The organism is Pseudomonas sp. NPDC079086 (genome assembly GCF_044542155.1).
Lineage (GTDB): Bacteria > Pseudomonadota > Gammaproteobacteria > Pseudomonadales > Pseudomonadaceae > Aquipseudomonas.
Map to the genome: position 1 here is coordinate 805,714 of NZ_JBITTY010000001.1, position 26,923 is coordinate 832,636.

24 protein-coding genes are annotated in these 26,923 nt (G+C 60.8%); 13 read left to right on the forward strand and 11 right to left on the reverse strand.

From position 1 onward, the window contains the following. Positions 1–54 precede the first annotated feature (54 nt). Positions 55–465 (reverse strand): SMI1/KNR4 family protein, encoded by a 411-nt coding sequence (locus ACIGEK_RS03895; RefSeq protein ID WP_397492035.1) that lies wholly within the window; start codon positions 463–465, stop codon positions 55–57. Positions 466–598: 133 nt separating this feature from the next. On the opposite strand from ACIGEK_RS03895, the gene ACIGEK_RS03900 reads away from it, so the two are divergent. Beyond that, positions 599–1,192, forward strand: a complete 594-nt coding sequence (locus ACIGEK_RS03900; RefSeq protein ID WP_397492036.1) for a hypothetical protein — start codon at positions 599–601, stop codon at positions 1,190–1,192. Positions 1,193–1,195: 3 nt separating this feature from the next. On the opposite strand, the gene ACIGEK_RS03905 is transcribed toward ACIGEK_RS03900, so the two are convergent. The 4 genes from ACIGEK_RS03905 to uvrD form a co-directional block, all read right to left on the reverse strand. After that, positions 1,196–1,564, reverse strand: a complete 369-nt coding sequence (locus ACIGEK_RS03905; protein WP_397492037.1) for a VOC family protein — start codon at positions 1,562–1,564, stop codon at positions 1,196–1,198. A gap of 132 nt (positions 1,565–1,696) precedes the next feature. Beyond that, on the reverse strand, positions 1,697–2,542 hold the full coding sequence (locus tag ACIGEK_RS03910; protein ID WP_397492038.1) for a Tim44 domain-containing protein: 846 nt from the start codon (positions 2,540–2,542) through the stop codon (positions 1,697–1,699). A 179-nt stretch (positions 2,543–2,721) separates the two neighbouring features. After that, complete coding sequence (locus ACIGEK_RS03915; protein WP_397492039.1) at positions 2,722–3,813, reverse strand: TRAP transporter substrate-binding protein; 1,092 nt, start codon at positions 3,811–3,813, stop codon at positions 2,722–2,724. A gap of 33 nt (positions 3,814–3,846) precedes the next feature. After that, positions 3,847–6,051: a DNA helicase II gene (gene uvrD, locus ACIGEK_RS03920; protein WP_397492040.1), complete on the reverse strand. Its 2,205-nt coding sequence runs from the start codon at positions 6,049–6,051 to the stop codon at positions 3,847–3,849. 233 nt (positions 6,052–6,284) lie between these two features. On the opposite strand from uvrD, the gene ACIGEK_RS03925 reads away from it, so the two are divergent. From ACIGEK_RS03925 to ACIGEK_RS03935, 3 genes are all read left to right on the forward strand, one after another. Then, positions 6,285–9,167, forward strand: coding sequence for an EAL domain-containing protein (locus tag ACIGEK_RS03925; RefSeq protein ID WP_397492041.1), 2,883 nt, complete (start codon positions 6,285–6,287; stop codon positions 9,165–9,167). A 74-nt stretch (positions 9,168–9,241) separates the two neighbouring features. Next, positions 9,242–10,510 (forward strand): MFS transporter, encoded by a 1,269-nt coding sequence (locus ACIGEK_RS03930; RefSeq protein WP_397492042.1) that lies wholly within the window; start codon positions 9,242–9,244, stop codon positions 10,508–10,510. A gap of 150 nt (positions 10,511–10,660) precedes the next feature. Beyond that, positions 10,661–11,335, forward strand: a complete 675-nt coding sequence (locus ACIGEK_RS03935) for a hypothetical protein (protein WP_397492043.1) — start codon at positions 10,661–10,663, stop codon at positions 11,333–11,335. Here ACIGEK_RS03935 and zwf read toward each other — a convergent pair. Beyond that, positions 11,332–12,831 (reverse strand): glucose-6-phosphate dehydrogenase, encoded by a 1,500-nt coding sequence (gene zwf, locus ACIGEK_RS03940; RefSeq protein WP_397492044.1) that lies wholly within the window; start codon positions 12,829–12,831, stop codon positions 11,332–11,334. The genes ACIGEK_RS03935 and zwf overlap by 4 nt on opposite strands. 111 nt (positions 12,832–12,942) lie before the next feature. On the opposite strand from zwf, the gene hexR reads away from it, so the two are divergent. Both hexR and ACIGEK_RS03950 read left to right on the forward strand, forming a co-directional pair. Then, entirely contained in the window at positions 12,943–13,809 is an 867-nt protein-coding gene (hexR, locus tag ACIGEK_RS03945; RefSeq protein ID WP_311089827.1) for a transcriptional regulator HexR, read from the forward strand. 90 nt (positions 13,810–13,899) lie between these two features. Next, positions 13,900–14,127 carry a PA3496 family putative envelope integrity protein gene (locus ACIGEK_RS03950; RefSeq protein ID WP_397492045.1) on the forward strand — a complete coding sequence of 76 codons (228 nt, stop codon included), beginning with the start codon at positions 13,900–13,902 and terminating at the stop codon, positions 14,125–14,127. A gap of 59 nt (positions 14,128–14,186) precedes the next feature. On the opposite strand, the gene ACIGEK_RS03955 is transcribed toward ACIGEK_RS03950, so the two are convergent. After that, a complete protein-coding gene (locus ACIGEK_RS03955; protein ID WP_397492046.1) occupies positions 14,187–16,376 on the reverse strand; it encodes a M14 family zinc carboxypeptidase in 2,190 nt (729 codons plus the stop codon). Positions 16,377–16,705: 329 nt separating this feature from the next. Between ACIGEK_RS03955 and ACIGEK_RS03960 the strand changes: the two genes are divergently transcribed. Beyond that, complete coding sequence (locus ACIGEK_RS03960; protein ID WP_397492047.1) at positions 16,706–17,176, forward strand: hypothetical protein; 471 nt, start codon at positions 16,706–16,708, stop codon at positions 17,174–17,176. On the opposite strand, the gene ACIGEK_RS03965 is transcribed toward ACIGEK_RS03960, so the two are convergent. Continuing rightward, positions 17,142–18,122: a LysR family transcriptional regulator gene (locus tag ACIGEK_RS03965; RefSeq protein WP_397492048.1), complete on the reverse strand. Its 981-nt coding sequence runs from the start codon at positions 18,120–18,122 to the stop codon at positions 17,142–17,144. The genes ACIGEK_RS03960 and ACIGEK_RS03965 overlap by 35 nt on opposite strands. Before the next feature lie 189 nt (positions 18,123–18,311). On the opposite strand from ACIGEK_RS03965, the gene ACIGEK_RS03970 reads away from it, so the two are divergent. The 4 genes from ACIGEK_RS03970 to ACIGEK_RS03985 all read left to right on the forward strand — a co-directional run bounded on the left by ACIGEK_RS03970 (position 18,312) and on the right by ACIGEK_RS03985 (position 23,133). Continuing rightward, on the forward strand, positions 18,312–19,727 hold the full coding sequence (locus tag ACIGEK_RS03970) for an acetyl-CoA carboxylase biotin carboxylase subunit (RefSeq protein ID WP_397492049.1): 1,416 nt from the start codon (positions 18,312–18,314) through the stop codon (positions 19,725–19,727). 15 nt (positions 19,728–19,742) lie between these two features. Next, positions 19,743–21,566, forward strand: coding sequence for a sodium-extruding oxaloacetate decarboxylase subunit alpha (oadA, locus tag ACIGEK_RS03975; RefSeq protein WP_397492050.1), 1,824 nt, complete (start codon positions 19,743–19,745; stop codon positions 21,564–21,566). Between the two features lie 321 nt (positions 21,567–21,887). Beyond that, positions 21,888–22,829 (forward strand): sodium-dependent bicarbonate transport family permease, encoded by a 942-nt coding sequence (locus ACIGEK_RS03980; RefSeq protein ID WP_397492051.1) that lies wholly within the window; start codon positions 21,888–21,890, stop codon positions 22,827–22,829. A 1-nt stretch (position 22,830) separates the two neighbouring features. Beyond that, positions 22,831–23,133 carry a DUF3240 family protein gene (locus ACIGEK_RS03985; RefSeq protein ID WP_339409191.1) on the forward strand — a complete coding sequence of 101 codons (303 nt, stop codon included), beginning with the start codon at positions 22,831–22,833 and terminating at the stop codon, positions 23,131–23,133. Here the strand turns inward: ACIGEK_RS03985 and ACIGEK_RS03990 are convergent. Then, a complete protein-coding gene (locus tag ACIGEK_RS03990; RefSeq protein ID WP_397492052.1) occupies positions 23,130–23,525 on the reverse strand; it encodes a hypothetical protein in 396 nt (131 codons plus the stop codon). The two genes, ACIGEK_RS03985 and ACIGEK_RS03990, sit on opposite strands and share 4 nt — an antisense overlap. 218 nt (positions 23,526–23,743) lie before the next feature. On the opposite strand from ACIGEK_RS03990, the gene glsB reads away from it, so the two are divergent. Further along, positions 23,744–24,652, forward strand: a complete 909-nt coding sequence (glsB, locus tag ACIGEK_RS03995; RefSeq protein ID WP_397492053.1) for a glutaminase B — start codon at positions 23,744–23,746, stop codon at positions 24,650–24,652. Between the two features lie 28 nt (positions 24,653–24,680). Here the strand turns inward: glsB and ACIGEK_RS04000 are convergent, their stop codons facing one another. Both ACIGEK_RS04000 and ACIGEK_RS04005 read right to left on the reverse strand, forming a co-directional pair. Then, positions 24,681–25,019, reverse strand: a complete 339-nt coding sequence (locus tag ACIGEK_RS04000) for a hypothetical protein (RefSeq protein WP_397492054.1) — start codon at positions 25,017–25,019, stop codon at positions 24,681–24,683. A 41-nt stretch (positions 25,020–25,060) separates the two neighbouring features. Further along, complete coding sequence (locus ACIGEK_RS04005; RefSeq protein ID WP_397492055.1) at positions 25,061–25,582, reverse strand: response regulator transcription factor; 522 nt, start codon at positions 25,580–25,582, stop codon at positions 25,061–25,063. A 252-nt stretch (positions 25,583–25,834) separates the two neighbouring features. Between ACIGEK_RS04005 and ACIGEK_RS04010 the strand changes: the two genes are divergently transcribed. Then, positions 25,835–26,896 (forward strand): hypothetical protein, encoded by a 1,062-nt coding sequence (locus ACIGEK_RS04010; RefSeq protein WP_397492056.1) that lies wholly within the window; start codon positions 25,835–25,837, stop codon positions 26,894–26,896. Positions 26,897–26,923: the final 27 nt, after the last annotated feature.

Sequence of the window (26,923 nt, forward strand, 5' to 3'; positions counted from 1 at the left end):
CGGCCCTACGTCGTGATCAACGTCGCAGGGCCGCACAGCAGATCTTAAGAATGCTTAGCTTTCCAGCCAGACGTCACGCACCCAGTGCCAGACGGATTCCCAGCTTTCGTCTTCGTTGATTTCGGTGGTGTCGGCTTCCCACAGCAGCACGGTGCCGTCTTCTTCCACTACGTAGTAGTTGCCGTGGTCTTCGCACAACGGCACGAACTCACGCGGCACACCGAGGGACCAGGCGGTGGCGGCGACTTCCGGCAGGTAGGTGTGCGATTGCGGGTCGGCAGCGGTCACCGGCTCCAGGCGGCCGTAGACCACATCGCTGACCTGCAGCAGGTATTCACGCAGGGCGAAGGGCAGGTGGATAAGGATCTGCTCCTGAATCTCCACCAGGGTTTCTTCTTCCGGCAACTCCAGCGGGACGGGCACCGGCTCGTTGAGTTCGCGCAACTGTTCGATGACTTCTTCCACGGTGTCTGCCTCATTATCACGGGGTATACGGGAGCGTCTTATACCCTAGACGGGTCTAAGCAAAAAGCTGGCACGGTGCTATTGTGCAGATGAACAGTGCGTCAATTTTCGAACGTCACAAACTGGTCGAGTCATGAAAAGTCAAACGCAAGAGGCCGAAGGTGGTGCACTCAGCGAGGAAGAGCGGCTGCAGCTGCTGACCACCGCTGGCAAGCGCAACCGCCTGTTTATCCTGGCGCTGGCCGGGGTGCTGGGTAGCCTGATGCTGGTTTCGGTTGGGTTGAATATCCATAGCGCTTTCAGTGCGGGTGACGATCCGCGTATTCAGGCCCTGGAAAAGCAGATCCTGCGGCTTGAGCAGCAGCTGGAGGTGCAGCAAAGTGCACTGAGTAACCAGGAAGAACTGCTGGCCAGTCAGCAGGCATCGCAGTTGACTGGCATGTTCGAGCGCGCAGAAAACCCGAATAGCATTGGTGAGGTGAGCAAGGTGTTGCAGGCTCAGGAGCGCGATTATCAGCAGGTGATGCAGGGACTGAGGATCGGTATGCGCGACCTGGCCAATATGCTGCCGGGTTCGCGTAGTTGGTTGGCGCAGTACGAGGAAGCAATTGATCGTGCCCAGCTCAACAGCCGCAAACGCCGTGAGGATATCCAGGCCTGGGGCGACAAGGCCCAGCAGCCTGCCCCGGCGGCCAAGCCGCCGGGTACTGGCGTCGATCCGGGCTAACGCTTAGCCCATATGGTAGAAGGCCAGCTTGTTACCATCCTGATCACGGAAATAGGCACCGTAGAAGCCCGGTATGCGCTCGCCAGGCGTGCCTTCGCAGCTTGCCCCCAGTTCGATGGCCTTGGCGTAGAGCTTGTCCACACCTTCGCGTGAGCCGCCGGGCAGGGCGATCATCTGGCCATTGCCTGGGGTAGGCGTTTGCTTGTCATAGGGGATGCAGACGGCAAACATCGGCTGACCCTTGGCGATGCCGTAAAAGGCGATGCGGCCTAAATCCATGACGATCTTGGCGCCCATTTCAGCCAGCAAGGGTGTGTAGAACGACTTGGCTTTTTCCATGTCAGTGGTGCCAACAGTGGTGTATCCGATCATTGTTCAGTCCTCGTTGTGGTTACGCTAGCGTGCAGATTGCACCTTGCGTGGGGCGGACGCCAGCCCATGCATTTGCTGAATGATGGACAAAGAAAACCCGGGCAAGCCCGGGTTTTCTGATACAGCGAGGGATCAGCCGTTCTGGCGGATACCGGCAACCAGCCACGGCTGGTTGTCGCCGGTGGCACGCTCCAGACGCCAGCTTTCGCTGAACGCTTCGCCCTGGTCGAAGCGCGAGGTCTTGGCCACGCCGGTGAAGGTCAGGGTGGCGACGGTCTTGTCGCTGAGGTCATCGACGCCATCCAACTGCACATCGAGGTTGTCGACGTAGGTGGACTGGAAGCCATCGCCCAGGTCGGCACGTTCGCGGCTGAGGAATTCCAGCAGTTGCGGCGTGACGAACTCGCCGATCTTGTCCATCTCGTTGGCATCCCAGTGCTGTTGCAGACTGAGGAAGTGTTCGCGACCGGCGTTGATAAAGCTTTGCTCGTTGAACCAGGCCGGGGCGTTGATCACTGGCTTGATCGCGGCAGCGGCGCTGCTACCACCGAAGATCGAGGCTGGGGCGGCTGGCATTTCACGCTGCATCGGCGCGCCGTTGGCAGTCGCCGGGCTGGCTTGCTGGCGACGGGCGGCGAGGAAGCGGAACAGCAGGAAGGCGATCAGGCCGAAGATCAGCATGTCCATGATCTGCAGGCCTTCGAAGCCGTCACCCATAAACATCGAGGCGAGTAGGCCGCCTGCGGCTAGGCCGGCCAACGGGCCTAACCAGCGCGAGGCGCCGCTGGCTGCTGCAGGTTGACGACCAGCGGTAGCCGGTGCTGCGGATTGCTGGGCTGGCGTCTGGCGAGCCTGGTGGCTTGGCGCGGAACCGAAGGATTTGCCGCCGCCAAGTCGCTTGGCTTCGGCTTCGAAACTCATGGTGGTCAGTCCCACGCTGAGGAACATGGCCAGGGCGATGCTGAGGAAACGCTGCATGATTAGCTGTCTCTTGGTGATTGGATCTACGCGCGGCATCTTGCCCGGCGTGGTTAGCGCTGGCTAGGCATAGAATGTTTCCGCTTTTTGCTTTGCTGCCATGTAACGGGTGAATAGCTGTGGCGAAACGACAAACGGAACCCTGAGGTTCCGTTTGCAAGGCATCGGTTCCGGTAGCGTCAGCGCCAGTTGTACAACTCTTTCTCCGACAACTGGTGCATCTGGCTGACCTGCGCCTGGAAGGCCTGCATCGAGGCCCAGATGCGGCCATTCAATTCGCTTTGCGCGGCCAGTTCGCCGAGTACCACGGTGGATTCGCGCTGCATGGCGTTTAGCACTTCGTCAGGGAAACGCTTGAGCAGGGTGCCCTGTTGTTTGAGCTGATCCAGCGCCAAGGCGTTGTGGTAGACATAATCGTCGAGCATGTCCTGGTTGGCGGCGCGGGTGGCTTCGGTAAGGATTGCTTGCAGGTCGGCCGGTAGGCTGTCGAGGGCCTTCTGGTTGATCAGCAACTCCAGCACTGCCTGCGGCTCCTGCCAGCCGGGGTAGTAGTAGTATTTGGCCGCTTTGTGCAGGCCGAAGGCCAGGTCGTTGTAAGGGCTGACCCAGTCGGTGGCGTCGATTGCACTGGTTTGCAGGGCCGTGAATATCTCGCCGCCAGGCAAGTTGACGGTGGTCGCGCCGAGTTTGCTCAGTACCTCGCCGCCGAGGCCTGGCATGCGGATTTTCAGACCCTTGAGGTCATCCAGCGAGTTGATTTCCTTGTTATACCAGCCGCCCATCTGCATACCGGTATTGCCCACGGCGAGTGGCTTTACGCCGAAGGGCGCATAGGCTTCCTCCCACAATGCTTGACCGCCACCTTTGCTCAGCCAGGCGTTCATTTCCGAGGTGGACAGGCCGAATGGCACGGCGGTGAAGAATTGCGCCGCTGGCACCTTGCCCTTCCAGTAGTAGGAGGCGCCATGACCGAGCTCGGCCGTGCCGCGCGAAACGGCGTCGAACACTTCAAGTGGCGGCACCAGCTCGCCGCCGGCATACACCTTGATCGTCAGGCGACCGTTGCTCATCACCTTGACCCGCTCGGCCAGACGCTCGGCGGCAGTGCCGAGGCCGGGGAAGTTCTTCGGCCAGGCGGTGACCATCTTCCATTGAAAGTGCTCTACAGCAGGGGCTGTCGCGGCCTGCTGGGGTGCGGTTTCTTCCTTGCAGCCGGCCAGGCCGAAGGCGGCGAGGAGGGCGCTGGCAAGCAGCAGAGGGCGGCGGATCATGGAGGCTCCTTTATTGTTTGAATAGGTTGTCGATTACAGCGCCTGCAGCTTGGCGTAGCTCAACATCAGCCACTTGCTGCCTTCGCTCTCGAAATTAACTTGCACCCGCGCCTGGGCGCCGGAGCCTTCGAAGTTGAGGATGGTGCCTTCACCAAATAGCGAATGCTGCACGCGCTGGCCGAGGTTGAAGCCGGTGTCCGGCACCGCACTGCCGGCGAACATACTGTCACCGCTCATGCTGTTGCCGCCCATGTTGCGGCTGACCGCGCCAAACGGCCGGCTGACACTATTGGACAGGCGCACTTCCTGAATCAGCTGCGGCGGAATCTCACGAACAAAGCGCGACACCTTGTTATAGGTTTCGCTGCCGTACAGGCGGCGAGTTTCAGCGTAGGTGATCACCAGTTTGCTCATGGCGCGGGTGATACCGACGTAAGCCAGGCGGCGTTCTTCCTCTAAGCGACCGGGTTCTTCCAGGCTCATCTTGTGCGGGAACAGGCCTTCTTCCATGCCCACCAAGAACACCTGTGGGAACTCCAGGCCTTTGGCGCTGTGCAGGGTCATCAGCTGCACGCTGTCTTCGTTCTCTGCTGCCTGGGTGTCGCCGGCTTCCAGCGAGGCGTGGCTGAGGAAGGCTTGCAGAGGGCTCAGTTCATCATCTTCGTTGTTGTCGAAGGTGCGCGCGGCGCTGACCAGTTCCTCAAGGTTTTCGATACGGGCCTGGGCTTTCTCGCCTTTCTCGGCCTTGTGATAAGCAATCAAGCCGCTCTGCTCGATCACCGTCTGGGTCATCAGGTGCAGCGGCATTTCCAGCACTTTGGCGGCGAGATTCTCGATCAATTCGATAAACCCGGCCAGCGCACCTGACGCGCGTCCTGGCAGAGTCTTGGCGGCAACCATCAGACGAATGGCTTCCCACATCGACACATCATGGGCGCGGGCGTATTCGCGGATGGTCTCCACGCTCTTCTCGCCGATGCCGCGCGCTGGCACGTTGATCACCCGCTCCAGTGCCGCATCGTTGCCACGGCCGTCGAGCAGGCGCAGGTAGGCCATGGCGTTCTTGATCTCGGCGCGTTCAAAGAAGCGCTGACCGCCGTAAATGCGGTAAGGAATTTTCTCGCGTAGCAGGGCTTCTTCGAGCACCCGCGACTGAGCGTTGGAACGGTAAAGAATGGCAATTTCGCTGCGCTTGAGGCCGTCCTTGCGCAGGGCGTCCTCGATCGACTCGACCACGTAACGCGCTTCGTCGTGCTCGTTGAACGCCGAATACAGATTAATCGGCTCACCGTCGCCGTCTTCGGTCCACAGCTCCTTGCCCAGGCGCCCCTGATTATTGGCAATCAGCGCGTTGGCGGCCTTGAGGATGCCAGCCGTGGAACGGTAGTTCTGCTCCAGGCGGATGACTTCGGCGTCGGCAAAATCATCGGAGAACTGTTGGATGTTCTCGATCTTCGCCCCACGCCAGCCGTAGATCGACTGATCGTCGTCACCGACCACCATCAGGCTGTCACCGCCCTTGGCCAGCAGGCGCAACCAGGCGTACTGCACGGCGTTGGTATCCTGGAACTCGTCGACCAGAATGTGGCGGAAGCGCCGCTGGTAATGCTCCAGCAGGCCCGGCTTGTCGCGCCACAGGTCGAGGGCGCGCAGCAGCAGCTCGGAGAAGTCGATCACCCCGGCGCGTGCACAAGCAGCCTCGTAGCCTTCATAGATTTTCAACATGGTGGCGAGGAACAGGTCGCCGCCGGGCTGGATATTCTTCGGCCGCAGGCCTTCATCCTTCTGCCCGTTGATAAACCACTGGGCTTGCTTGGGCGGCCAGCGTTGTTCATCCAGGCCGAGCTCGCGGATCACCCGCTTAACGATGCGCTGCTGGTCGTCGGAATCGAGGATCTGGAAGTTTTCCGCCAGCCCGGCTTCCTGCCAGTGCGCACGCAGCAGGCGATGGGCCAAGCCGTGAAAGGTGCCCACCCACATGCCGGCCGGGCTTTGCCCGAGCATCTGCTCGATGCGGTGGCGCATTTCGGCGGCGGCCTTGTTGGTAAAGGTCACCGACAGGATGCTGTGCGGCGAGGCATTCTCGATCTGGATCAGCCAGGCGATACGGTGCACCAGCACACGGGTTTTACCGGAGCCAGCACCGGCCAGCACCAGTTGGCGGCCCACGCGCGCGGCAACAGCCTGGCGCTGGGCATCATTAAGAGAGGCAATCAGGAGTTCGGGGTCATTTTGCATCGCGGCATTCTAGGGGGCTGCGTCAGGCAGGGCAAACGAGGCAGCGCCAAGAAGACCACACGGGTTCATATTGGACGACTGGTGAGTCAGTTCGGCAGCCCTGATAGGCTGTGACGGTGCTGATCGAAAGTTGGGTATTTGTATTGTGAATTAGCGCACGCCCGGCTTGGGCGATGCGTCTAGCTCGCGTATGCTGCGCCGACGTTTAGGCAACCACTATAAGAAAATCGCCTATGACCGCATCGACTTCATTTGCTGCCGCAAATAGCCTCAAGCCGACTTCCGGGCGGGAAGTGGCTCAGCTGTTTGCGACAGACATCGCCGCTGAACGTACCCGCATGCTCTATCAGGGCTCGCAGGTGCCAACCTTGTTCATGCTGCTTAGTGGCGTGGCGTGTGCCTTCCTATTGTGGGGCGCACTGCCACCGGTGTTGCTGGTCAGCTGGTCGATCTGGCTGGTGATCCTCGCCGTGCTGCGCCTGGTGCAGGTGCGTGCCTTCAACAATGTCTTGCCGAGCCGTCAGGCTGAACGCCATTGGCGTCGTCTGTTTTTGCTCGGCGCCGGGGCATCCGGTTTGACCCTGGCGTTTGCCGCCATCGCCCTAGTGCCGGCGGATGTGTTCTACCTGCAAGCGCTGGTCTATGGCCTGATTGGCGCTGCGATTCTTTCCGCCAGTGTGGCCTATGCCATCAGTTTCAGCGCGTTCCTGACCTTTGCTTTGCCCTGCCTGCTGCCCTCGGTGGGTTACCTGCTGCTGAGTGATAATTCCGTGCAACGTGGCTGGGGCCTGCTCGGCAGTATTCTGCTGCTGGCCCTGCTGGTGGTGGCCTGGCAGGTCAACCGTCTGGTGCAGCGCAGCCTGCTGCAGCGCTTTCACAATCAGGCGCTGATCAGCAATCTGGAGCACGCCAAACTGCAGGCCGAGGGGCTCAACGGTGAGCTGGCTCATGAAGTGGAGCAGCGCCGCCGCGCCGAGCGTGATTTGCGCCAGGCCCATGGCGAGCTGGAAATGCGCGTCGCCGAACGCACCCTGGAGCTTGATGAAACTGCCCATGCCCTGAGCAAGAGCCGCGCACGCCTGACCTTGGCCATCGAAGCCAGTGAGTTGGGCCTGTGGGACTGGGACCTGCAGAGCGATGAGGTGCACCACTCGCGCCTCAAGGAAATCTTCGGCCTGGAGTCGCACGAAGTTCAGGTGATGCTGCGTGACCTCAAGCCGCGTTTGCATCCGGATGATGTACCGGTGTTGCGTCGCGCGCTGGTCGAGCACATGAAAGGGCGCAGCGAGGACTATCAGGTCGAGTACCGCATCAAGCATGCCGACGGCCACTGGGTATGGATTGAAGACCGTGGCCGTGCGGTCGAGCGCGACGCCGAGGGCCGCGTGTTGCGCATGCTCGGCACGCGCCGCGACATCAGCGCGCGCAAGGTGCAGGAACAGCAGCAGCAACTGGCTGCCACGGTGTTCGAAGCCGCCAGTGAAGGCATCGTGATCCTTGATCCAGATTACCGTCTGCTATCGGTCAACCAGGCCTTCAGCGCCGTCACCGGTTATCGCCAGGACGAAGTGGTCGGCAAAAGCGTGATCAGCCTGATCAGCAGTGGCGACAGCCGCCGACAGTACCAGATGATCCGCCTGGAGCTGGAAAACAGCGGCACCTGGAGTGGCGAGCTGATCGAGACGCGCAAGAACGGCGAGCTGTATCCGCAGTGGCTGCAACTTAATGTGGTGCGCGATGCGCGGGGCAGTGTCAGCCATATCGTCGGCTTTTTTGCCGACCTGTCGTCGCGCCGCGAGGCCGAAGAGCGCTTGCGCTACCTGTCGCACTACGACGAGCTGACCGGCTTGGCCAACCGCAGCCTGTTCAAGGAGCGCCTGCACGAAGCCAGCCAGCGTGCGCGACAGAGCGGGCGCAGTATCGCGTTGCTGCACGTCGACCTGGACCGCTTCAAGTTACTTAACGACAGCCTCGGCCATGAAGTCGCCGACCAGTTGCTGCGCCAGGTCAGCCGCCGTCTGACTCAGGCCGTGCCCGAGGCCGACACACTGGCGCGTCTGTCCGGTGACGAGTTCGCCATCCTGATCGATTCCTACGGCAGCCTCTCCAGCCTGGCGCGGCTGGCCAGCCGCTTGCTCAGCAAACTACGCGTGCCGATGACCGTGGGCGGCCATGAGCTGGTGGTCAGCGCCTCCCTGGGCATCAGCCTACTGCCGGATAACGCGCGGGAGATTTCAGCCCTGGTCAGCCAGGCCAATATGGCCATGCAACATGCCAAACACCTGGGCGGTAATACCTTCCAGTTCTTCACTGACAACCTGCAGGCATGCACCCTGGAGCGCCTGCAGCTGGAAAACCAGCTGCGCAAGGGCATCAATGAAGGCCAGCTGGAAGTGTTCTACCAGCCCAAGCTGTGCTTGGAGACCGACAGCCTCAACGCCGCCGAGGCGCTGGTGCGTTGGCGTCATCCGGAACTGGGCCTGGTGCCGCCGAGTGACTTTATCGGCCTGGCCGAAGAGACCGGGCTGATCGGCGCCATCGGCGAATTCGTCCTGCGTCAGGCTTGTCTGCAGGCGCGCGCCTGGCAACTGCAAGGGCTGGCGCAGATCCGCATATCGGTGAATCTCTCGGTGCATCAGCTGCGTCAGGGCAATCTACTCAGCTTGGTACGCCAGGTGCTCGAAGAAACCGGCCTGGCCGCGCAATTCTTGGAGTTGGAGCTGACCGAAAGCCAGCTGCTGGATAATGTCGAAAGCGTGATCAGCACCTTCCAGCAGCTGCGCGAGCTGGGGGTCAAACTGGCAATCGACGACTTCGGCACCGGTTATTCCTCGCTCAGCTACCTCAAGCGCTTCCCGGTAGATTACGTAAAGATCGACCAGACCTTTATCCGCGATCTAACCCCCGGCAGCGAAGACGCCGCCATCACTCGCGCAATCATTGCCATGGCCCACAGCCTGGAGCTCAAGGTGGTCGCCGAGGGTGTGGAAACCCAGGCGCAGATGGACTTCCTCAAGACCCAGCGCTGCGACGAGATCCAGGGTTACCTGATCAGCAAGCCGGTACCCGCCGAGCAGTTCGCCCAGCTGCTGCGCGAGCAGGCGGGTAAGTTCTGATTGGCCGGCCGGCGGCTTGTCTGCCGCCGGCCTGGCCGCTACTGTCGCGCTTTCGCTGACTCGCAGGATGCTCCATGCAGCCCACTTCTTCCGCCTCCGCAGCGCGCCCTGCCAATGCCACTCTGATTCTGCTGGCCTCGCTGTATTGCGCCCAGGGTTTGCCCTCGGGGCTAATGGCGCATTCATTGCCGGTGTTGCTGCGTCAGCACGGCGTTGATCTGGCGTTGATCGGTCTGCTCAAATTGTTGGCGTTGCCCTGGCTGCTCAAGGTGCTGTGGGCGCCATGGGTGGATCGGTTGGCATCGCCGCGGCTGGGCCATCACCGCGGCTGGATTCTGCCGTTGCAGCTTGGCGTCATAACGGTGATTGCGACCTTGGCGCTGATGAGCCCCGAGCGGCTGTTTGACAGTCATTTTTTCTTGCTGATTGGTCTGTTACTGCTGGTCAATCTGGCAGCCTCGACTCAGGACATTGCCACCGATGGCCTGGCCGTGCGCCTGCTGCCAGAGCGCTGGCGCGGGCTGGGCAACAGCTTGCAGGTAGGCGGCTACAAGGTCGGTATGCTGGTCAGCGGCAGTGGTTTGCTGCTGGCGATGGATGCGCTGGGCTGGAACCTGAGTGTGGCGCTGGTGGCAGTGCTGCTGGTGCTGATGACGCTGCCGATCTGGCGCTTTAACGAGCGGCGCGAGTTGCCGTTTCAGCCGGCGCAGGCGGAGCCGGCCGGGCCTGGGCTGTTGCTGCGGCATTACCGTGGCTTGCTGCTGCAGCCCGGCATGCTGTTCTGGCTGGCGGTGCTGCTGAGTTTCAAGCTGGGTGATGCGCTGGGTTCGCCGATGATCAAGCCGATGCTGGTGGATCAGGGCTGGAGCAACGCTGAGTTGGGCCAGCTGACCCTGATCAGCAGCCTGGCAGGCATCGCCGGGGCTTTTCTCGGCGGCCTGTTGTATGCACGCATTGGTGCGCTGCGGGCGCTGTTGCTGTTCGGTCTGTTGCAGGCCAGCGGAATCGCGGCCATGGCTGTGCTGGTAAATGCCGGTGGCAGCATCGGTCTGGTCTATCTGGTGGCGTTGTTCGAACAGACCGCCGATGGCATGTCCACGGTGGCGCTGTTCGCGGTGATGATGCGCCAGTGTCGGCCCGAGCATGAGGGCGCGGACTTTACCCTGCAGGCCAGTGTGCAGCTGTTGCTGGCTGGGCTGGTAGGCGCCACCAGCGGTTGGTTGGCCGAGCAGCTGGGTTTTGCCAATCTGTTTATCAGTGCCGGCGTGCTGGGGCTGTTGGCGTTGCCCATCGTGTTGCTCTATTTCTGGCGTAGCGCACGGCCGGCGGCCAGCGCGGCATAAGTCGCCTGCTTTTCTTCAGGGGTGTTTCCTCTATTCCCACCTGCGGCGAGCGCTGCCTGTCCGGCAGGCGCTAAACCGGATCAAAGATGGCTGCCTTTGCGCCTCGGGCGGGCAATCCTGCGGGCCTGTCCGGATTGAATAGAGGTGCGTATGCGCAAACCCGCGAGCCTGAGTGTTGGCCTGCGCCTGCTGTTGGCGTCCCAGGCCATGGCCCCGTTAAGCGTCAAACTGGGGCTGGTGCAGCAATTGGGGGCCGAGAAAGCCGCGCTGCTAGCGCCGCATATGCCGCCGGGGCAGTTGCGCGAGCTGATCATGGTTATGCCCATCGAATTTGCTGCGGCGGTGACCACCCACCTCGACCCGCGCTTGATCCTCGACACCTACCTTAGCCTGCCGGACAGTTTGCACCTGGAGGTAGCGCGCCAGCTCTGCGCCGATGGTGCCTTTGCCACGGCGGCGCTGTATGCCGAGTGCTTGTCGGCCAAGCAGATCAAGGTGCTGATCTACGGCATCAACGATGTTGATCATGTGCTGCAGATTGCCCGGCATATCGTCGACATGCCGCTGATCAGCGAGAGCCTGCGCAGCTTCTCCACCGGTTACCTGTGCAAACTTACCGAGGCGGCAGTGCTGGATCGCAATCTGCCGGTGGCCGCCCAGGTGCTGGGTGGCTTGTCATTGGCGCGGCAGGCGGATGTCTGTGCAGGGTTGCAGCCGGCAACCCTGCGCAAGCTGTTGCCGTTGCTGTTGTTGATCAGTGGAGAAGGGCTGCGTGAGCAGCTACCGGAAGCGGTGCTGCAGGTGTTTGAAGAGCAGTTGGCCTAGCGAGCAGGCTCTTCCATCCACTGCCGTTCGTGGCGTTCAAGCAGGTTGCTGGCCTGCTCCGGGCCGTCGCTGCCGGCCGGGTAGGGGCGCGGGCTCTGGTAGTGCTGGTGCCAGCCTTTGATGATCGGGTCGACCCAGCTCCAGGCGGCTTCCACTTCATCGCGGCGCATAAACAGCGTCGAGTCGCCTTGGATCACATCAAGCAGTAGGCGCTCGTAGGCATCCCAGCGCCGCTGCTTGTGGAAGGCGTCGGCCAGGTTGAGGTCGAGCTCCACGGGTTGCAGGTGCATACCCTTACCTGGGCTTTTGCCCATCAACTGCAGGCTGATGCGTTCTTCCGGCTGCAGGCGAATCAGCAGGCGATTGGCTTCGCCGCCACCGAACAGCTGGTGCGGCACTGGCTTGAACTGGATGAGGATTTCCGAAGTCTTGTGCCCCAGGCGTTTGCCGGTACGCAGGTAGAACGGCACGCCGGCCCAGCGCCAGCTGTCGATCTCGGCCTGCACGGCGACAAAGGTTTCGGTGTCGCTGTCGTTGTCGACGTTCTTCTCGAAGTAATAGGCCGGCACTTCCTGGCCTCCGATCTTGCCGGCGGTGTACTGGCCGCGCACGGTCTTGTCCTGCACGTCGAGACCGGTGATGGGTTTTAGCGCTTCGAGGATTTTCACCTTCTCGTTGCGCACCGCCTCGGCGTCGAAACGCACTGGCGCTTCCATGGCCACCAGGCACAGCAGCTGCAGCAGGTGGTTCTGGATCATGTCGCGCATGGCGCCGGCTTTTTCGTAGTAGGCACCACGGTTTTCCACGCCAAGGGTTTCGCACACGCTGATCTGCACGTGATCGATATGCCCGGCGCGCCAGATCGGCTCGAACAGCGCGTTGGCGAAGCGCAGCGCCATCAGGTTCTGTACTGTCTCCTTGCCGAGGTAATGGTCGATGCGGAACACCCGCGACTCATCGAACACCGCGCCGATGGCGGCATTGATCGCCTGCGCCGACTGCAGCGAATGGCCAATGGGTTTTTCCAGCACGATGCGCGCCTTCGGCCCGGCCAGGCTGGCGACCTTCAGGTGCGAGGCGATGTCTTCGAACAGATCCGGCGCGGTGGCCAGGTAATAGATGCGTACCCGCTCATGGTCTTCCCCCAGGCGTTTGCCCAGGCGGCCGAAGTCAGCGCTCTGGCTGGCGTCCATGGCGAAGTAGTCGAGGCGCGCGGCGAAGCTGGCCCAGGTCTCGTTGTCGAAGTCCTTGCGCGCCACCTGAGCGCGGCAGTGTCGCTCGGCCAGGGCCTGAAAGGCTGTACGGTTATGGGCGCTGCGCGCCAGGGCAAGAATGCGCGTGTCGCCATGCAGGCGACCGGCACGATGCAGGTGATAGAGCGCTGGCAGCAGTTTATGTAGGGCCAGGTCGCCGGTGCCGCCAAACACCAGCATGTCGCAGGGAATGCTCAAGGTGGGAACTCCGACTCGGTTTAGCAGTGCGGCGGCGGCGGCCATGTAGTATAACTACAAGACCACTACAACCTGTCTTTCGCCGATCATAACCGAGTCATGACTCCTATGCGGCGTGCTAGATGGATTCGTTAGCCAAATGTCGAGCCTAAACCTGTGAACCTGTTGCAGCACATTGCCCAGTCGCGTCATCTACTCCGCAAATCGGAACTCAAGGTTGCCGACCATGTTCTGCTCGACCCGGCGTCGGTCATGCACAGCTCCATGGCCGAGCTGGCGCACAGCGTCGGCATCAGCGAGCCGACCATCGTGCGTTTCTGCCGGGCGATTGGCTGCACCGGCTTTCAGGACCTCAAGCTGAAACTGGCGCAAAGCCTGGCCGCCGGTGCCAGTTTTGGCCAGTTCGCGATTCATGAAGACGATTCGGTGGCGGACTTCAGCCTGAAGATCTTCGACACCACCCTGCACACCCTGATCGAGGTGCGCGAGAAGCTCGACACCCAGGCTCTGCAGCAGGCCATTGCGGCCATCGCCAATGCCCAGCGTGTGGAGTTCTACGGTTTTGGCGCATCCGGCGCAGTGGCAGCGGATGCCCAGCACAAATTCTTCCGCCTACTGCTTACTGCGGCGGCCTACTCCGACCCGCACATGCAGGCGATGAGTGCGGTGACCTTGAAACCCACCGATGTGGCGATCTGTATCTCGCAGTCCGGGCGTTCCAAGGATCTGCTGATCACCGCCAACCTAGTACGTGAAACCGGCGCGACGCTGATCACCCTGTGTCCGAGCCAGACGCCGCTGGCCGACCTGGCCACGGTCAACCTGGCCATCGACGTGCAGGAAGACACCGAAATCTATACCCCGCTGACCTCGCGTATCGCTCACCTGGTGGTAATCGATGTGCTCGCCATGGGTGTGGCCATGGCCCGCGGCCCAGGCCTGGTTAACCACCTCAAGAGCGTCAAGCGCAGTCTGCGCAGCCTGCGGCTGTCGCCCAAGGCGCATAAGAACAGCGAAGACTGATTTCATCGCCACGTTATCGCGTGGCCATCAAAGCGTCATATCCAGGGTCGATGCTGGTACTCCCCTTATTCAGCTTGGGAGTTACCCCCTATGTCTGGCTATCTGGATAAACCGCAGTCCCACGAAAACAGCGACGCCAAGGCCCGGCGCAAACTGCTTGACCAGCGTCGCATGGAATACCGCCGCGCCATTGAAAGCTATGCCGAGCAGCGTCAGCTGCAGCATGAGTTGATCGATTTTCCGGAGTTGATTGCGACCAGCTACCTGCACGGCCTGCAGGCTGCCAGCAAGAAAGACGCATCAGCGGCTGCGCGCTGAATACGCGAGGGTGGGTAGCGAGCCTGGAGCCGTATAAGGCGGCCCCAGGCTGCCAGGCCTTACTCGATATTGACGGTGTAATCCTCCACTTCACCGTAGTTGAAGGTGCCACATGGCACGGGCGCGGTGTTGTAGCGCATGGCCACACGCATGCGGGTTTTCCCGGTAGCGGCGCCTGCGGGGATTACCAGGTTGCCATTCACCACCGTGCTGAGCGCCCGCGCAGAGGTGAACAGTTCTTCGCCCGCGTCGGTGAAGTCGCCGTCCTTGTTCAGGTCTACCCACACCTTCCAGTACTCGTTGTACGCCGTGCCGGCAAACTGCGGCGTCAGGCGCAGGCTGTTGCTGCCTCGTTGCAGGTTCACCGCCTGGCCGATCTGCGCTTCGGTGAAGTCGCTATAAGTACCGGCGCCTGAGCTGCGACTGAAGCTGCCGAAGCTGACCTGGCTGATCCACTCATCGTTGGCATTGCCGCTGGCTGCGCTGCAGTAGTTCGGTTGCGGTGTGCCGCTGCCGATCACCAAAAATGCTGCCGAGATCGCGCCCCAAGCGCCGGACGCATCCCGTGCGCGGACGTACACGGTGTGCTTGCCAGGCTGCAGCCCGGTGGTGGCGATGTTGCCCGTGAGGCCCTCGGTCTTGCCGTTGAAGCTGCCGTCCAGGGGTTGCAAGGGCATCGCCTGAGCGCCTGACTCCCAGGGCGCCTTGTCGATGTAGTACTCGGCGGCGGTGACGTTTTGCGTGGGCTCGGTGCCATTGCGGGTGCTGAAGCGCAGGTCACTCGCGGTGGCGCTCAGGGTGACCAGAGTGCCCGCTGGCACACCGCTGGAGGCATTGCCACTCAGCGCAAGGTTGCTGATGTCCGGACCGCCCGGAGTTACGTAGGGCGTGCGGACAACCTTGGCCGCGTAGATCAGGGCCGGCAGGTTCTTCGGTTTGACGGTGTTCTGGTAAACCGTACAGCTCTGGAAAAACTGCGTGCCGAGCTCGAAGGTGTAGGCGGCTACCCCCAGCTCGCCATAACTGACCCCATCACTGGTGCCATCGGTCGGGTAGAGGCCGATGGACTGCTGCGGCGAATAGCCATTGAACAGGGCAAACTTGCGCCCCAGAGTTTGCAGTGCTGTGCCGTTGGGCGCCGCCTGGCTGGTATCGCCCCAGGGCCACAGTACCAGTTCGCTGTAGCTGTGAATGTCCAGGTGGATGCCGCTGGTGTCGCTTGGCGCAGCGTCATTTTTGCCGGGGCCGCGACGATCCGGCCAGAGGCTGCGCACATAACTTTCCAGGGTCTGGATTTCCGGCTCGGAGCCCGCACTGGGGCCACGGTAGGTGTCATTGCAGGCACTGCCGCTGGAGCCTTGGCCGTTGGTGCTGTTCCAGCCGAAGGTGAAGTTGCGGTTGAGGTCAGCGCCGCGGTTATTGCTGTTGGCGCCGCAATAGCTCTGATTGGCATTCTTGCGCCAGGACAGTCCGGTTTCGGCTTTCTTACGACCGTCCGGGTTGGTCTGCAGCATCAGGTGGACCTCGTGGTGATCGAGAATCCAGGTGGCGTCGGCATCGGTGCCGTAGCCGTTGACCAGCCAGCGGGCGAAGTCCAGCACCAGTGGTGCGGTGGTGTACTCGCGGGCATGGATGGCGCTGTTGATAAACAGCTTGGGCTTATTGCCGGTAATGGCTTTGTTGGTCAGCTTGAGCACACCGATGTCGTGTCCACCCTGGCCGTTGAGCTTTTCCCAGGACTGGCCAACCAGCAGCCACTCGGCAATACCGGGAAACTGGCTGGCCATGCCGCTGGCCACACTGTAGGTGCTTTCCAGGGTTTCATAGCAGGCGTAGCCGGGGATGCTGGCCAGGCTTGCGTCGCTCATCGCCGTTGCGCTTTTCAGGCTGCGCTGTTGCAGGCGATTCTGGATCAGCGTGAGCACTTCATTGCGCTTGGCAATAAACTCGTTGGCCGGTTCGAAGGTAAAGCCAAAGACCGCGAGTTTTTCCTGCTCTTTCTCGGTCAACTCCATGATCAGGTAGCCCTGTTCATAGTGTGATTCAAGCAATTGGCCGTGGAAGCTGATGGCCGCTTTGCGGGCAATGTCTTCGTTGGGGAAAAATGCCTTATATACCTGGTTGGCGGCTTTTTCCTGCTCCAGCAGCATAAAGTCTTCTTGGGGGTTGGTCTGTGCCTGAACCGTGTTGAGCATGCAAAGCGCGGTGATGCTGGCACTGATGGCGAGGGTTAACTTCCGCTTTCTCATTCTTGAGATTCCTATCCTTCACTTATTGTTTGTCCGCTCCTGGTAAGGAGTGGTGCGTTTTTGCTCTCTTGTGGAGAGCGAGTGATATTGGGCAGTGGAAGCTCTTGATGCCGAATGCGTTGGCGCTACTGCATGCCCCTGAACATCTTGTTATGGGAGGCAGGCCGATCTGGTACAAGAGTGCAAAAGAACTTAGAAGGCACTTTAAAGTCTGTCAATTTCTTCGTAGATCGCTGTCGTTTTTCGTATTTTCACGACATAAAGCCGACTCACTATCAACTTGAATAATGGCTGCTGGCTACGTATGGCAACCGCGTAAGGAGGGATTTATGCAAGGGATCAACGGATTGCGCATTGGTATGGTGCTGCTGGCTCTCGCGCTGGCCGTGGGCTGTGCCTCAGGTGTAGCTCAGCAGCAGGTTGGCGTTGATAAGGCGCGCCCGATGGCGGCCGAATGGGCGCAACTGCGTCAGGCCAAGGGGCATTTTGCCGGGGGCGAGTGGCGGCAGGATCTGGATGCCTGGCAGGGTCGCAAGCATCAGCTGATGCAGGAGCTGGCCGCAGAAGTGCTGGCTGCGCGCAGCGATACGTCGGCTGTGCTGGCGCTGCTGGGCGAGCCTGATGCCAGCGTCACGGTCGATCAGGCGGACTACGCCGACTGGCAGCGCCGCACGGATTGGCAGGGTAGTCCAGGGCCGCTGCTGTGGAGTTATCACTGGCGCGGCCAGCATGATCAGCTGTTGCTGGCCTTCAGCGAGGGGCGTGTCAGTGCGGTGGGCTGGTTGTATGCCTGGGAGTAGCGACGCCGATTGGCTCGGCAAAGCGCTCAGCCAGGGCATTGATCAAGCTGCGTTGATCGCGCACGAAGGCGAAAAACGCTTGGGCCACCGGTGACAGGTATTTGCTGCGTGGGTGCACCAGGCACCAGCTGCGCAGCAGCGGCAACTCGCTGACTGGCAGTTCGCGCAAGGCGCCGCATTCCAGCTCGCGGCGCACCGCGTGGCGTGGCAGCAGGGCCAGGCCAAGGCCGGCAATAACCCCTTCGCACTGGCCCTCCATGGAGCCGACTTCTAGGGTCTGGGCGAAGTGCGCGCGCTTCTGGTGGCAGTACTCTTCGCAGGCCTGGCGCGTGCCGGAACCGGCTTCGCGGATCAGCAGCGGAAAAGCGGTGAGGTCCTGCAGGTTCAATTGGTCTTGTGTGCAGAGCGGGTGATCGGGCGGCGCCACGGCGATGATCGGGTTATTAAGGAAGGGTAGAAACTCCAGGTTCATGTCCGTGGGCACCCGCGACATGATCAGCAGGTCATCGCGGTTGGCGTTCAGGCGCTTCAGTGCCTGAGTGTGATTGGTGACCACTAGCTGTAAGTTGACTTCCGGGTATTGTTGGCGAAAAGCCGCGAACAGGTGCGGAACGAAGTACTTGGCGCTGGATTCTATGGCCAAGCTCAGCTGCCCTTGTAGCGATCCTTTGAGGTCGGCCAGCTGCATGTCGAGGCTTTCCAGGCGGCCGAAAATATCCGCACTGGCGCGCTGCAGCGCTTCGGCGGCCTCCGTCAGGTAGAGCTTCTTGCCGACATAGTCGAACAGTGGCTGGCCGATCAACTCTTCCAGTTGGCGAATCTGCAGGCTGACCGCCGGTTGGGTCAGGGCCATTTCCTCCGCCGCGCGGCTGTAGGAGAGGTGGCTGCACACCGAGCGAAACACCTGGATTTGTCTAAATGTCATACGCAGCAATGACTTACGCACGATTATCACCTGTGTGGTCGTGTCGATCAGGCTCAACTATAAGCTTTAGCTAATGTCTAACCCAATAATTATTGATTTTGGTTAATCACCAAGCCGGCGTAGCGTGAGTGCCTGACCGCGATTGCTGCTGCGGTCACACGTCGACCGGTTTTGTCGGTTGCCTGCTCACGTGATCGAGGATGCTGGCTCGTGATCAAGAAAATTCTGATAGCCAACCGCGGTGAGATTGCCGTACGCATCGTGCGAGCCTGTGCCGAAATGGGTATTCGTTCGGTGGCGGTGTATTCCGATGCCGACCGCCAGGCGCTGCACGTCAAGCGTGCGGACGAGGCCCACGGTATTGGTGCCGATCCGCTGGCCGGTTATCTGAACCCACGCAAGCTGGTCAACCTGGCAGTGGAAACCGGTTGCGATGCACTGCATCCCGGCTATGGCTTTCTCTCAGAAAACGCCGAACTGGCAGACATCTGCGCCGAACGTGGAATCAAATTCATCGGCCCAAGCGCGGAAGTGATCCGCCGCATGGGTGACAAGACCGAAGCACGGCGCAGCATGATCAAGGCCGGCGTACCGGTCACGCCAGGCACCGAGGGCAACGTTGCCGACATCACCGAGGCGTTGAGCGAGGGCGACCGTATTGGCTACCCGGTGATGCTCAAGGCCACCTCTGGCGGCGGCGGTCGCGGTATTCGCCGTTGCAACAGTCGTGAGGAGCTGGAGCAGGCGTTCCCACGAGTGATCTCCGAGGCGACCAAGGCCTTCGGTCGCGCCGAGGTGTTTCTCGAGAAATGCATCGTCAATCCCAAGCATATCGAGGCGCAGATCCTTGGTGACAGCTTCGGTAATGTGGTGCACCTGTTCGAGCGCGACTGCTCGATCCAGCGGCGTAACCAGAAGCTCATTGAAATCGCCCCCAGCCCGCAACTGACCCCCGAGCAGCGCGCCTACATCGGCGACCTCGCCGTGCGCGCCGCCAAGGCGGTGGGTTACGAGAACGCCGGCACCGTGGAGTTCCTGCTCGCCGAGGGCGAGGTGTACTTCATGGAGATGAACACCCGGGTGCAGGTGGAGCACACCATCACCGAAGAAATCACTGGTATCGACATCGTCCGCGAGCAGATCCGCATCGCCTCGGGCTTGGAGCTGTCGGTCAAGCAGGAAGACATCATCCACCGCGGCTTCGCCCTGCAGTTCCGCATCAACGCCGAAGATCCGAAGAACAATTTCCTGCCGTCGTTCGGCAAGATCACCCGCTACTACGCCCCCGGTGGCCCCGGCGTGCGCACTGACACTGCGATCTACACCGGCTACACCATTCCGCCTTACTACGACTCGATGTGCCTGAAGTTGGTGGTCTGGGCGCTGACCTGGGAAGAGGCCCTGGCCCGTGGCCTGCGCGCCTTGGATGACATGCGCGTGCAAGGGGTCAAGACCACCGCTGCTTATTACCAGGAAATTCTGCGTAATCCGGAATTTCGCAGTGGCCAGTTCAACACCAGTTTCGTCGAGGCGCACCCGGAGCTGACCGAATACTCGATCAAGCGCAACCCGTCGCACTTGGCCATCGCCATCGCCACCGCCATTGCTGCCCACGCCGGCCTGTAGGGGAAGGATCAGAATATGAGCAAGCCCGTTACGCACAAAAAAATCACCGTCACCGATACCATCCTGCGCGACGCTCACCAGTCGATCATCGCCACGCGCATGCGCCTGGACGACATGCTGCCGATCTGCGCCAAGCTCGACCAGGTCGGCTACTGGTCGCTGGAAGTCTGGGGCGGCGCGACCTTCGATTCCTGTGTGCGCTTCTTGAAGGAAGACCCGTGGGAGCGTCTGCGCAAACTCAAGGCCGGCCTGCCCAATACCCGCCTGCAGATGCTCTTGCGCGGCCAGAACCTGCTTGGCTACCGGCACTACAGCGACGACGTGGTACGAGCCTTCGTAGCCAAGGCGGCGGTTAACGGTATCGACGTGTTCCGCATCTTCGATGCGATGAACGATGTGCGAAACCTGCGCGTCTCCATTGAGGCGGTGAAGGCGGCCGGCAAACATGCTCAGGGCACCATCGCCTACACCACCGGTCCGGTGCACACCGTCGAGGCGTTCGTGAAGCAGGCCAAGGCCATGCAGGCCATGGGCATCGACTCCATCGCGATCAAGGATATGGCTGGTCTGCTGACGCCCTACGCCACTGCTGATCTGGTTCGTGCGTTGAAGGCGGACGTCGACCTGCCGGTGTTTATCCACAGCCACGACACCGCCGGTATGGGCTCAATGTGCCAACTCAAGGCGATTGAGGCTGGGGCTGATCATATCGATACGGCGATCTCCAGCTTCGCTTGGGGTACCAGCCATCCTGGCACCGAGTCGATGGTCGCCGCGCTCAAGGGCAGTGAATACGACACCGGCCTCGACCTGGCTTTGATCCAGGAAATCGGTCTGTACTTCCATGCCGTACGCAAGAAGTACCACCAGTTCGAAAGCGAATTCACCGCCGTGGACACCCGCGTGCAGGTCAATCAGGTGCCCGGCGGAATGATGTCCAACCTGGCCAACCAGCTCAAAGAGCAGGGCGCGCTGAATCGCATCAACGAAGTGTTTGCGGAAATCCCGCGTGTGCGTGAAGACCTTGGCTTCCCGCCGCTGGTTACCCCGACGTCGCAGATTGTTGGCACCCAGGCGGTGTTCAACGTGCTCGCCGGCGAGCGCTACAAGACCATCACCAATGAGGTAAAGCTCTACCTGCAAGGCCGTTATGGGCTGGCGCCGGGCAAGGTCAACGAGCAGCTGCGCAAGCAGGCGATTGGCAGCGAAGACGTGATCGAAGTGCGCCCGGCTGATCTGCTCAAGCCGGAAATGGCCAAGCTGCGCGAAGAGATCGGCAGCCTGGCGCAATCCGAAGAAGATGTACTGACCTACGCCATGTTCCCGGATATCGGGCGCAAATTCCTTGAAGAGCGTGCCGCCGGCACCCTGACCCCAGAAGTGCTACTGCCGATCCCGGAAGCCGGCGGCATGGCCCCGGCTGGTGGTGAAGGCGTGCCGACCGAGTTTGTGGTGGATGTGCATGGCGAAAGCTACCGCGTCGACATCACCGGTGTTGGCGTGAAGAGCGATGGCAAGCGCCACTTCTACCTGTCTATCGACGGTATGCCGGAAGAGGTGGTGTTCGAGCCGCTGAATGATTTCGTCGCAGGTGCCAGCGGCAAGCGTAAGCAGGCCAGCGCGCCGGGCGATGTCAGTACCAGCATGCCGGGCAATATCGTCGATGTGCTGGTTAAGGTCGGCGACACGGTCAAGGCCGGTCAGGCAGTGCTGATCAGCGAAGCAATGAAGATGGAAACCGAAGTGCAGGCACCGATTGCCGGCACCGTGACGGCGGTGCATGTGGTCAAGGGCGACCGGGTCAATCCGGGTGATGTGCTGGTGGAAATCGAAGGTTAACCTCGGAAGCCCCGGCTGTTTGAACAGGCATTTGAATGGTTTTTTTGGGGCTTCTTTTTACACCGCTGGCGCTGCTGTTGAGCGGCGCCGGCAAGGGTTTTGGGCCAAGTGCATAGGTACTTGTTGCCTGAGTCCCCTAGGAGCCCTACGGCTCCTTTTTTTCGGTTATGCCCCGCTGTGCAGGGTTCTGCTGTTCTCAGCAGGAGACTGGGCAAAACTGCGGGTATCAGCACAACGCGTGGTGGGGGCATGACCTTTTATTCGAGCAGATGGTGACGCGGCGAGCGTCTTAATTGCAGTTCAATACAGGAGCAATGCGCGGTGAGTCTGGATCCGGTGGTGCTGTTCTTTGTGTTCGGTCTGTTGGCCGGTTTGCTGAAAAGCGAGCTGAAGCTGCCACCAGCGCTGTATGAGACGCTGTCGATCATTCTGCTGTTGGCCATCGGGCTGCACGGTGGTGTGGAACTGGCCGAGCAAGCCAGTTGGCAGTTGCTCGGTCAGGCGGCCTGGGTGCTGGGCCTGGGCGTGGCGTTGCCGCTGCTGGCTTTTGCCGTGTTGCGCGGTCTGGGGTTCGACCGGATCAACGCGGCGGCGGTGGCGGCGCACTATGGCTCGGTCAGCGCCGGTACCTTCGCCGTGGTGGTGGCCTACATGCTGGCCAAAGGCATCGAGTTCGAAAGCTATATGCCGCTGTTTGTCGCCATTCTGGAAATCCCGGCGATTTTGGTCGGCATCCTGCTGGCCAAGGGTATTGCCCGCGACACCGACTGGGGCGAACTGGGCCGGGAAATTTTCCTCGGCAAGAGCATCATGCTGCTGCTCGGCGGCCTGATTATTGGTGCGGTTGCCGGCAAGGAGGCGATCAAACCGCTGGAACCGTTCTACACCAGCATGTTCAAGCCGGTGCTGGCGCTGTTCCTGCTGGAGATGGGCCTGATCGCCTCTGGCCAGCTCGGCGCACTCCGCCAGTTCGGCCTGCGCCTGCTGAGCTTTGCGCTGCTGATGCCGCTGTTGGGTGCGGTGATCGGCGCGCTGCTGGGCCGCTTTATGGGCCTGAGCCTGGGCGGTACGGCGGTGCTCGCCACGCTGGCGGCGTCGGCGTCTTATATCGCGGTGCCTGCGGCCTTGCGCCTGGCATTGCCCGAGGCCAACCCGTCGCTGTCGCTGACGGCTTCATTGGGCATTACCTTTCCCTTCAATATCATCGTCGGCATCCCGTTGTATCTGATGCTGGCCGAACAGCTGCTGGCCTGGGGGCTCTGAAATGGACGCGCACATCCGCACCCTGCTCACCGTAATCTGTGAAGCCGCGCTGGAGAAAAAACTGGTGGCTGATCTGGAACAGCTTGGCGCGCCGGGCTGGACCATCTCCGACGCCCGTGGCCGCGGTGGTCGCGGCGTGCGCAGCGCCGGCTGGGACACTGAAGGCAATATTCGCGTGGAGATCATCTGCACCCGCGATGTCGCCGAACGCATCGCAGCCCATCTACAGGCGCGTTACTACGCCAATTTCGCCATGGTCTGTTACCTGGCCCAGGTAGAAGTGCTGCGCGCGGAAAAGTTCTAGCGGCTCAGGCGGTGGGCTGTGCGCAGTTCCAGCAGATCTTGATAGGTGCAGGTCTGTGGCACTTCACCGGTCAGATCAAAGCAGCGTTGGCCGAAACCCATGGGCCAGTAGGCAATGCCGACCGGTGGCCAAAAAATCGAGGCCACTCGGAAGCGACTCTTCAATTTGCCAGAACGGATGGTATTGGCCTGGCTGTCTTCGATGCGGTAAGGGATACCAGCGCTGGCCCCCCAGGAGAAGGGGCGGCTGCGGACTAGCCCCTGGTTGTTCTTCGCCGGCCGTTCGTTGATCACCAGGGTGCTGTTTTCTGGCAGTTTAAACCAGGCGCCAGTGGAGCAACCTACGCTGGCTAGGGCTATGAGCAGTAAGGCGCTGAGGCGGTATACGGGCATGTGTGTCGATCCTTGTGGTCATCCGTGAACATTCACGAGCGGGCGTCGATCTGGCCAATGGCCAGCCGCGCGGGGGCGCAAATATACCCAGTTTTTATCGGGTTTGCTTGTACCGCTGGTGCACCTGCAAAGTTTTCCGAGGCTGGCTGTGATTAGCGCCCTCCGGTAAGCGTCTAGCCACAGAGCCCGGGCGTCTGGGCGCGGCTGTGGACCTAAGCATGCAAGCGCTGTTGAATGAAATTCTGGATCAAGTCCGCCCGCTGATCGGGCAGGGCAAGGTGGCCGATTACATCCCGGCGTTGGCCGATGTGCCGGCGCAGCAACTGGGCATCGCGGTGTACAGCAACGACGGCGATTTATACTGCGCCGGTGATGCTGATACGGCGTTCTCAGTGCAGAGCATTTCCAAGGTATTCAGCCTGGTGCAGGCTATCCAGCATTCCGGCGAGGATATCTGGCAGCGCCTGGGTCATGAGCCATCTGGCCAGCCATTCAACTCGCTGGTGCAATTGGAGTTCGAGCGTGGCCGCCCACGTAATCCGTTTATCAATGCCGGTGCGCTGGTGATCTGCGATATCAATCAGTCGCGCTTTGCTGCGCCAGTGCTGTCGATGCGCGATTTTGTTCGGCGCCTGGCCGGCAATCCTGAGGTGCTGGTCGACAGCCGGGTCGCCGACTCGGAATACCAGCACCGCGCACGCAACGCGGCGGCGGCTTACCTGATGCAATCCTTCGGCAACTTCCATAACGACGTGGAGGCGGTGCTGCGCAGCTATTTCAGTTACTGCGCGCTGCGCATGAGTTGTGCTGATTTGGCGCGCGCCTTCTGCTTTCTGGCTAACGACGGCTTCTGCAAGCACAGCGGTGAGCAGATTCTGACGGCGCGGCAGAGCAAACAGGTCAACGCGATCATGGCCACCAGCGGCCTGTATGACGAGGCGGGCAACTTTGCCTACCGCGTTGGCCTGCCGGGTAAGAGCGGCGTTGGCGGTGGCATTGTCGCTGTGGTGCCGGGGCGGTTCAGCGTGTGCGTGTGGTCGCCGGAGCTGAATGCTGCCGGCAACTCCCTGGCCGGTATCAAGGCTCTGGAACTGCTAAGCGAGCGGATCGGCTGGTCAGTATTCTGAGGCGCGCATAGCCCGCTCCTACGAATGATCAGTCGGCCATTGGCTCCGCTGATTCGTCAGCTACTGGTGCCTCTTCCTCGGTCTTTTCGCAGATACCATTGGCACCTTGTTTACCGGTGTAGGAGACCGTCGGTGAGCCATCGGCATTCAGGCTGATGGACAGCGTCACACCTTCACCCTTGGCCTCGAAGAACTGCTCGCTGAGCTTGTGCAGAACGAGCGGCTTATCGTTCAAATAAACCGGGCCGCCGGCCTTGGCACGCACGCTGAGGTCGGTTGGGCACGTGACCTCGAATGCCGGCAGATTGGCGGCGTGGGCCATACCGCTGGCAGTTAAAAGGGCAATGAGGGCGGGTAGTCTGTTCATGCTGTAGCTCCAGGCAGGACGGCGGGCAAAGGCCGTCACCGTTAGCAGCGGCCTGAATACCAACTAAGCAGCCGGCCGTGGCCTTGTCCAACTGCTGCGGCCGTTGCCCGATCAGCTGCGTTGTCCGTTTTCGCGAGCTCTCCCAGCGGTAGCGCCAGCCAACCGTTTGCCACCGCCTCATAGAGCAATCCGCAGATATTCGAAGTGGCCAGCTTGCTTTGCATATTACTGCGGTGTTTGCGCACGGTCAGGTCGCTGATGCCAAGTTTGCGGGCAACTTCCTTATCGCTCAGTCCTTGGGCAAATAGCTGCACGATCTGCAACTCTCGGTCACTTAATCTGGTGTTTGTTAGTTGGTTTTTATTGGTTGATTCAAGTGCCGAAAAAGTTTCTAGATAATAAATAGCCAGCTGCGCAGATTTATTCAGTGAAAGTTTAGTGTGCAAGTGCTCTCGATACTTTCTGGCCGTGCTCAGAGATACGCACAGCAGTGCAGATATATCGCGGTCGGTGCAGCCGCGGGCGATAAGTGAAAGAGCCTGAAATTCGCGTGGTGTAAGCACATTGCCAATCCTTTCTGATGCAGCAGAGAGGTTCGGAAGTTAGCGCTTGCCAAGTAATAAACCGAGATGGAAAGACTTCCCCATATATACCGAATTTGCCCAATACCCAGTTATTCGGTTAGTCACCAGAGTTTAATCGTCGACTAACTCCATGGGGCTCATCAGGGCTGCAAGCGAGTTGCTTTATTCGGCGTACGTGCCGCGACATGAGTTGCGGTGCACTCCATTTAGATAACTGCAAGGATTACAGTCATGAATTGGAATCGTACGTTTACCGATCTTCTGCGCGCCGGCCGTCCTGCTTACTGGGGCAATTGGACCCTCGACCCCAAGTTCAAGGTCGGCGCAGTCGGTATTGTGTCTCCGGATAGTGGCGACTTCACTTTGGTGCAGGAAGCCACGCCGGGCATCGCTGTTAGCAGCCGTGGTGTGCCTAACCAGTGGAAGCTGTCTTCCAGCAACGTCAAGCGCAGTCAGGCCAACGTCAACCTGGACGGTTCGGCCACTGACCCGGAGAGCGGCACCAAAATCACCGCGGGTACGGAAATCACCTGGGAGTTCGCCAATGTCGGCTCGATGGCATCGGAGTTCGGCATTTCCAGCGAGAGCTTTATCAGTGACCTCACCGTACTGAGCAAGCCGGAAACCCTGAGCTGGATGGCCCAGCAGGCGTCCGCAGTGAGCATGGGCAGCAGCGGTAATATCGCTCAGGGTTTCGGCGTGGTCACCAGCGTGATCTACGCCAATAGCGGCCTGAATATCGGTTCTCAGGACAACAGCTCGTCCTTTTCCATCAGCGGCTCGGCCGGTGCGGTGCAGGACATGCTGGCCGGTGCCAACGGCAAGGGCTCGTTTGTCTCCTCCAAGGAGACCAAGCAGATCGACCAGCACCTCTGGCCCACCACCCCGAATAGCCTGGCCAATGGCTCGGTGCCGATTGCCTACACCTTCGCCTCTTACGACGGCAACTTGCTGATCCCCAACTGGATTACCCGCCTGGGTGCGCTGCAGATCCTGTTCAACAACAAACCGGGCTGCACCTATATCACCGATATCAAGCTGAGCTACGACACCCCACAAGGGCCGCAGCATGAGTCGTTCTCGTTGAGCGGCGGTCTGTCCAAGACCATCGGCAATATCCCGCTGAGCGCCACCAACATCGCCGTCGAGATCAACTTCAAGGGTGTGATCAACAGCGACAAGTACAACTTCAAGTGGCCTAACCCGCTCGGCCAGTGGCTGACCGGCCAGCGCGAGATCGAGATGACCGGCGTCTGGCCGGGTCAGACCCACGCCAAAGATATCGCGATGTGACATCAGCGCGGGGCCAGGGCAAACGTT

Coding starts and splice junctions, on each gene's coding strand:
- ACIGEK_RS03990 (WP_397492052.1), bottom strand. CDS start 23,525: ATGCCCGTATACCGCCTCAGCGCCTTACTGCTCATAGCCCTAGCCAGC.
- ACIGEK_RS03925 (WP_397492041.1), top strand. CDS start 6,285: ATGACCGCATCGACTTCATTTGCTGCCGCAAATAGCCTCAAGCCGACT.
- zwf (WP_397492044.1), bottom strand. CDS start 12,831: ATGGCCGCCGCCGCCGCACTGCTAAACCGAGTCGGAGTTCCCACCTTG.
- oadA (WP_397492050.1), top strand. CDS start 19,743: ATGAGCAAGCCCGTTACGCACAAAAAAATCACCGTCACCGATACCATC.
- ACIGEK_RS03900 (WP_397492036.1), top strand. CDS start 599: ATGAAAAGTCAAACGCAAGAGGCCGAAGGTGGTGCACTCAGCGAGGAA.
- uvrD (WP_397492040.1), bottom strand. CDS start 6,051: ATGCAAAATGACCCCGAACTCCTGATTGCCTCTCTTAATGATGCCCAG.
- ACIGEK_RS03950 (WP_397492045.1), top strand. CDS start 13,900: ATGTCTGGCTATCTGGATAAACCGCAGTCCCACGAAAACAGCGACGCC.
- ACIGEK_RS03960 (WP_397492047.1), top strand. CDS start 16,706: ATGCAAGGGATCAACGGATTGCGCATTGGTATGGTGCTGCTGGCTCTC.
- ACIGEK_RS03930 (WP_397492042.1), top strand. CDS start 9,242: ATGCAGCCCACTTCTTCCGCCTCCGCAGCGCGCCCTGCCAATGCCACT.
- ACIGEK_RS04000 (WP_397492054.1), bottom strand. CDS start 25,019: ATGAACAGACTACCCGCCCTCATTGCCCTTTTAACTGCCAGCGGTATG.
- ACIGEK_RS03985 (WP_339409191.1), top strand. CDS start 22,831: ATGGACGCGCACATCCGCACCCTGCTCACCGTAATCTGTGAAGCCGCG.
- ACIGEK_RS03935 (WP_397492043.1), top strand. CDS start 10,661: ATGCGCAAACCCGCGAGCCTGAGTGTTGGCCTGCGCCTGCTGTTGGCG.
- glsB (WP_397492053.1), top strand. CDS start 23,744: ATGCAAGCGCTGTTGAATGAAATTCTGGATCAAGTCCGCCCGCTGATC.
- ACIGEK_RS03910 (WP_397492038.1), bottom strand. CDS start 2,542: ATGCAGCGTTTCCTCAGCATCGCCCTGGCCATGTTCCTCAGCGTGGGA.
- ACIGEK_RS04010 (WP_397492056.1), top strand. CDS start 25,835: ATGAATTGGAATCGTACGTTTACCGATCTTCTGCGCGCCGGCCGTCCT.
- ACIGEK_RS03955 (WP_397492046.1), bottom strand. CDS start 16,376: ATGAGAAAGCGGAAGTTAACCCTCGCCATCAGTGCCAGCATCACCGCG.
- ACIGEK_RS03915 (WP_397492039.1), bottom strand. CDS start 3,813: ATGATCCGCCGCCCTCTGCTGCTTGCCAGCGCCCTCCTCGCCGCCTTC.
- ACIGEK_RS03905 (WP_397492037.1), bottom strand. CDS start 1,564: ATGATCGGATACACCACTGTTGGCACCACTGACATGGAAAAAGCCAAG.